The 5,132-nt window shown below is 70.9% G+C and carries 5 protein-coding genes; all 5 read right to left on the reverse strand.

Annotated features, from left to right (window positions below):
• Positions 1–104: 104 nt before the first annotated feature.
• The 5 genes from E1211_RS30675 to dnaK all read right to left on the reverse strand — a co-directional run bounded on the left by E1211_RS30675 (position 105) and on the right by dnaK (position 4,855).
• Positions 105–311: a hypothetical protein gene (locus tag E1211_RS30675; protein ID WP_132353499.1), complete on the reverse strand. Its 207-nt coding sequence runs from the start codon at positions 309–311 to the stop codon at positions 105–107.
• Positions 312–445: 134 nt separating this feature from the next.
• A complete protein-coding gene (locus tag E1211_RS30680; protein WP_132353507.1) occupies positions 446–889 on the reverse strand; it encodes a heat shock protein transcriptional repressor HspR in 444 nt (147 codons plus the stop codon).
• A 29-nt stretch (positions 890–918) separates the two neighbouring features.
• Positions 919–2,106, reverse strand: a complete 1,188-nt coding sequence (gene dnaJ / locus E1211_RS30685; protein ID WP_132353501.1) for a molecular chaperone DnaJ — start codon at positions 2,104–2,106, stop codon at positions 919–921.
• 79 nt (positions 2,107–2,185) lie between these two features.
• On the reverse strand, positions 2,186–2,941 hold the full coding sequence (grpE, locus tag E1211_RS30690; RefSeq protein WP_132353503.1) for a nucleotide exchange factor GrpE: 756 nt from the start codon (positions 2,939–2,941) through the stop codon (positions 2,186–2,188).
• Positions 2,942–2,980: 39 nt separating this feature from the next.
• Entirely contained in the window at positions 2,981–4,855 is a 1,875-nt protein-coding gene (gene dnaK / locus E1211_RS30695; protein WP_132353505.1) for a molecular chaperone DnaK, read from the reverse strand.
• Positions 4,856–5,132 lie beyond the last annotated feature (277 nt).

The following is a 5,132-nucleotide window of genomic DNA, read 5'->3' on the forward strand; positions in this document are numbered from 1 at the left end:
AGATGTGTATAAGAGACAGGCTCACCAGCTTCCCGGCCCGCCCGGCTCCGGCGAACGGGCCGGGACCCCCCGTGGTTCCCGGCCCGCTCGTCGGCGTCCGGTTCTCAGCCCGGCCCGCCCGGTCTCCCCTGATGGATCTCCGCTCTCGCCCGGTCCGACCCCTGGTCGGGCTGGTCGGCGAAGAGTCCCTGGTGCGCCAGATCGGCGAAGCGCCGCTTGGTGATCTCCTCGAACCGCTCCCGGACCGTCTCGGAGACCTTCTCGAGCCGGTCCTCCGTTCGCTGCGCAAGTTGCCTGGCCGCCTCCGTCATCGCTCCCCCTGCCATGCCGGTAGGTCCGGATTTGCGCGGAAAGGACCTCATTTGCAGGCTAACGGGAACGGCCCGGCCCGCGCCGGAAAACCGGCGAGCGGACCGGGCCGTCAGGGCTCCGGAGCAGGGTCGGATCAGCGGTCCGGCCCTCGGCGCGGGCGCCAGACCACCAACGCCGTGGAGGTGCGGTTGGTCGGCACGAGGTCGCGCCCCGGGAAACGGGCCAGCGTCTCCAGCTCGGCGATGCGGTGGTACGCGGCGTCCAGCTCCGCCTCGAGCCGGGCCACCCGCTGCTGGGCCTCCTCGAGCAGGCGTTCGAGACCGATGATCCGCTTGACCCCCGCGAGGTTGATGCCGTCGTCCTGACTGAGCCGCTGCACCTCGCGCAGCAGCACCACGTCCCGGACGCTGTACCGGCGGCCACCTCCCGCCGCCCGCCCGGCCTGCACCAGGCCGAGCCGGTCGTACTGGCGCAGGGTCTGCGGGTGCATGCCCGCCATCCGCGCCGCGACCGAGATCATCAGGACCTTGGCCTCGTAGGCAGGGTCACTCGACGAAGCGGCGTACTCGCCCGACATCCTGCTCACCTCCGCGTCCATCCACCGCGTCAACTGACTCGACGCACCCGGGCGTCGAGATGTTCCCGGCTCGCCGGCGGGGTCTGCTCGGCGAACGTCTCCAGCGCCGCCCGCGCCTCGTCGGACAACCGCGCGGGCACCACCACATCCAGTGTCACCAACAGGTCGCCCGCCTGCCCATCCCGACGGACCACGCCCTTGCCACGGGCACGCAGGATCCGCCCGCTGGGCGTACCCGGCGGAACCCGCAGGGTCACCGCGCCGTCGAGCGTGGGCACGCGCAGGTCGGTACCGAGCACCGCCTCCGCGTAGGTGATCGGCACGGTCAGCGTGAGGTCGTCGCCGCTGCGGCCGAAGATCTCGTCGGGCCGCACCTTCACATGCACGTACAGGTCGCCGGCCTGGCCGCCTCGCTCACCCGGCTCGCCTCGCCCGGCCAGCCGGATCCGCTGACCGTCGGCCACCCCGGCCGGGAAGCGGACGTTCATCGTCCGGGTCTTGGTCACGCCGCCGGTGCCGTGGCACTCGGGGCACTTCTCCTCGACGACGGTGCCGACGCCCTGGCAGTTGCGGCACGGCTCGGAGAAGCTGAAGGACCCCTGGTTGCGGGTCGTCACCCCGGCGCCGTGGCAAACCGGGCAGGTGCTCGGCTGGGTGCCGGGCTTCGCCCCGTTGCCGTGGCAGGTGTCGCAGACACCGGGGGCACGCAGGGTGAGCGGCAGGGTCACGCCCCGCACCGCGTCACCGAAATCCAGCGCCACCTCGGTCTCCACGTCCCGGCCGGGGGCCGGGCCGCGCGGAGCGCTCGGGCCGGCGGGCCCGCCCGAGAAGATCGAGCTGAACAGGTCGGAGAAGCCGGCGCCGCCACCACCGAAGCGGCGTTCCCCTGCGCCGCCGGCGCCCCCGAACAGGTCGGAGACGTCGAACGGCATTCCGCCCGGCTGGCCCGCGCCCCGCGCGTTACGGCGGAACGCGCCCGAGCCGAAGAGCGAGCGCATCTCGTCGTACTCCCGGCGCCGGCCGGAGTCCGAGAGCACGTTGTACGCCTCGGAGACGGCCTTGAACCGCTCCTCCGCCGACGGGTCACCCGGGTTGTGGTCCGGGTGCGACTCCCGGGCCAGCTTGCGGTACGCCTTCTTGATCTCGTCCTCGGAGGCGGTCTTCTCCACGCCGAGCACGGCGTAGAAGTCCTTCTCGATCCAGTCCTTGGAACTCACCGGTCCACCCCCTCCCCACCGGTTCGCCCCGCCCGTCGCCGTGCGGCGACGGGCGGGGTGATCGGGTCACTACTTGGCACTATTCCGGGTCCGCGACCGCGACCAACGCCGGCCGCAGCAGCCGCTCACCGAGCTGGTAGCCCCGCCGCATGATCTGCACGCACGTCGGCTCGGTCACCTCGTCGGAGGTCTGGTGGGCCACCGCCTCGTGCCGGGTCGGGTCGAACGGGTCGCCCTGTTCGCCGAACGGGGTCAACCCGAACTTCCCGAGCGCCGTGGTGAGCTGCTCGGCCACCGATCCGAACGGCCCGACCAGGTCCCCGTGTTCCCGGGCCCGGTCCAGGTCGTCGAGGATCGGCAGCACGGCGGCGAGCACCGAGCCGGTCGCCTGCTCGGCGACGGTGGCCCGGTCCCGCTCCACCCGCTTGCGGTAGTTGGCGTACTCCGCCGTCACCCGCTGCAGGTCCCGGGTCCGCTCGTCGAGATCGGACCGGAGCGCCTCCAGCTCGGCGCCGAGGGTCGAACTGGTCGCGGCGTCCACCGGCTCGGCGGGCGCGTCGACCACGGGTGGACCGTCGGGCGTGGCCCCGTCCACCGTGCCGGCCTCGACCTCGATCTCGTCGACGACGATCTCGGCGTCCTCGATCAGCCCCTCCGCCGGGACGTCCGTCCCGGCGTCGGCGGCGGTTCCCTCCGGCTCGGCGGGCTGGCTGAGCTTCCGGTTGTTGCGGATGACGACCCGCGGCGCGTCGCCGGTTGCCGGCTCGGCGGCCGCGGAGCCACCCGGGGTCGCCCCGGTGTCGCCCGGGTCGGCGGCTCGTGGCTTCTCCGTCATGCGGCTACCTCATCCCTTCGCGGTGTCGGGAGCGGGACGTCACTTCTTGTCCTCGTCCACGATCTCCGCGTCGACCACGTCGTCGGCGCCACCGGCCTGCGCGCCGCCGGCCTGCGCGCCGCCGGTCGCACCGGCGCCGGGGCCGGCCTGGCCGCCGGCCGGGCCACCCTGCTCGGCCTGCTGCTGCGCGTAGAGCAGCGAACCGGCCTGCTGGGAGACCTGCGCCAGCCGCTCGTGAGCCGACTTGATCTTGTCGATGTCCTGGCCACCGAGCGCGCTGCGCAGCTCACCGAGCGCCTCGTTGAGCTGGTCACGGTTCTCCGCGGGCAGCTTGTCGCCGCTCTCGGCGAGGAACTTCTCGGTCTGCCACTGGAGCGCCTCGGCCACGTTGCGGGTCTCGGCGTCGTCGCGGCGGCGCTTGTCCTCGTCCGCGTGCTCCTCGGCGTCCCGGCGCATCCGCTCGATGTCGTCCTTCGGCAGCGAGGAGCCGCCGGTGATCGTCATCTTCTGCTCCTTGCCGGTGCCGAGGTCCTTCGCGTGGACGTTCACGATGCCGTTCGCGTCGATGTCGAAGGTGACCTCGATCTGCGGCACGCCACGCGGCGCCGGCGGGAGGCCGGTCAGCTCGAAGGTGCCGAGCTTCTTGTTGTAGGCCGCGATCTCCCGCTCACCCTGAAAGACCTGGATCAGCACCGACGGCTGGTTGTCGTCCGCCGTGGTGAAGACCTCGGAGCGCTTCGTCGGGATGGTGGTGTTGCGCTCGATCAGCTTGGTGAAGATGCCGCCCTTGGTCTCGATGCCCAGGCTCAGCGGGGTCACGTCGAGCAGCAGGACGTCCTTGACCTCGCCCTTGAGCACACCGGCCTGCAGCGCGGCGCCGACGGCGACGACCTCGTCCGGGTTGACGCCCTTGTTCGGGTCGCGGCCGGTCAGCTGCTTGACCAGGTCGGTGACGGCCGGCATACGGGTCGAGCCACCGACGAGGATCACGTGGTCGACGTCGGAGACCTTGATCCCGGCGTCCTTCACGGCCTGCTCGAACGGGCCCTTGCAGCGGTCCAGCAGGTCCTGCGTCATCCGCTGGAACTCGGCGCGGCTCAGCGTCACGTCGAGGTGCAGCGGGCCGGAGGCGCCGGCCGTGATGTACGGCAGGTTGATGTTGGTGGTGGTGGCGGCGGAGAGCTCGATCTTGGCCTTCTCGGCGGCCTCCTTGAGCCGCTGCATGGCCATCTTGTCCTGGGAGAGGTCGATCCCGTGCTCGCCACGGAAGGTCTTCACCAGGTGGTCGATGACCCGCTGGTCCCAGTCGTCGCCACCGAGGTTGTTGTCACCGCTCGTCGACTTGACCTCGATGACGCCCTCGGCCAGCTCCAGCAGGGAGACGTCGAAGGTGCCACCGCCGAGGTCGAAGACCAGGACGGTCTGCTCCTTGGAGCCCTTGTCCAGCCCGTACGCCAGGGCGGCCGCGGTCGGCTCGTTGACGATCCGCAGCACGTTGAAGCCGGCGATCTCACCGGCCTCCTTGGTGGCCTGCCGCTGGCCGTCGTTGAAGTAGGCCGGAACGGTGATCACCGCGTCGGTGATCTGCTCACCCAGGTACGCCTCGGCGTCCCGCTTGAGCTTCATGAGAGTACGGGCGGAGATCTCCTGGGGGGTGTACTTCTTGCCGTCGATGTCCACGGTCCAGTTGGTGCCGATCTCCCGCTTGACCGACCGGATGGTCCGGTCCGGGTTCGTCACCGCCTGCCGCTTGGCGACCTCACCGACGAGCACCTCGCCGTTGCGGGCGAACGCGACGATCGACGGAGTCGTCCGCGAGCCCTCGGCGTTGGCGATGACGGTGGGCTCACCGCCCTCGAGAACGCTGACGCAGGAGTTCGTCGTGCCGAGGTCGATACCGACCGCACGTGCCATCTTCGCTTCCTCGCTTCGTAACGTTTGAGCAGGTGACGGGCACCGCCCGCAGCACACCCACCACAAGTTGAGTGAACTTGACTCAATAGTGCCACGCCCACGCCGATCGTCAAGTCGGCCTTGAGTCGACCCGGCGCAACCCCTGATGCTACTGATCGGTTGTCGTGAGTTGCGTCGGTCGGGCACGCTTTAGCGGTGACGACGCACGGCGACCCCGCCAGCCACTCCGGCACGCCCGCCGTCGCAGCCCTGTCTCTTATACACAGCTGACGCTGCC

Source organism: Micromonospora sp. 15K316 (genome assembly GCF_004348525.1).
Classification (GTDB): domain Bacteria; phylum Actinomycetota; class Actinomycetes; order Mycobacteriales; family Micromonosporaceae; genus Micromonospora.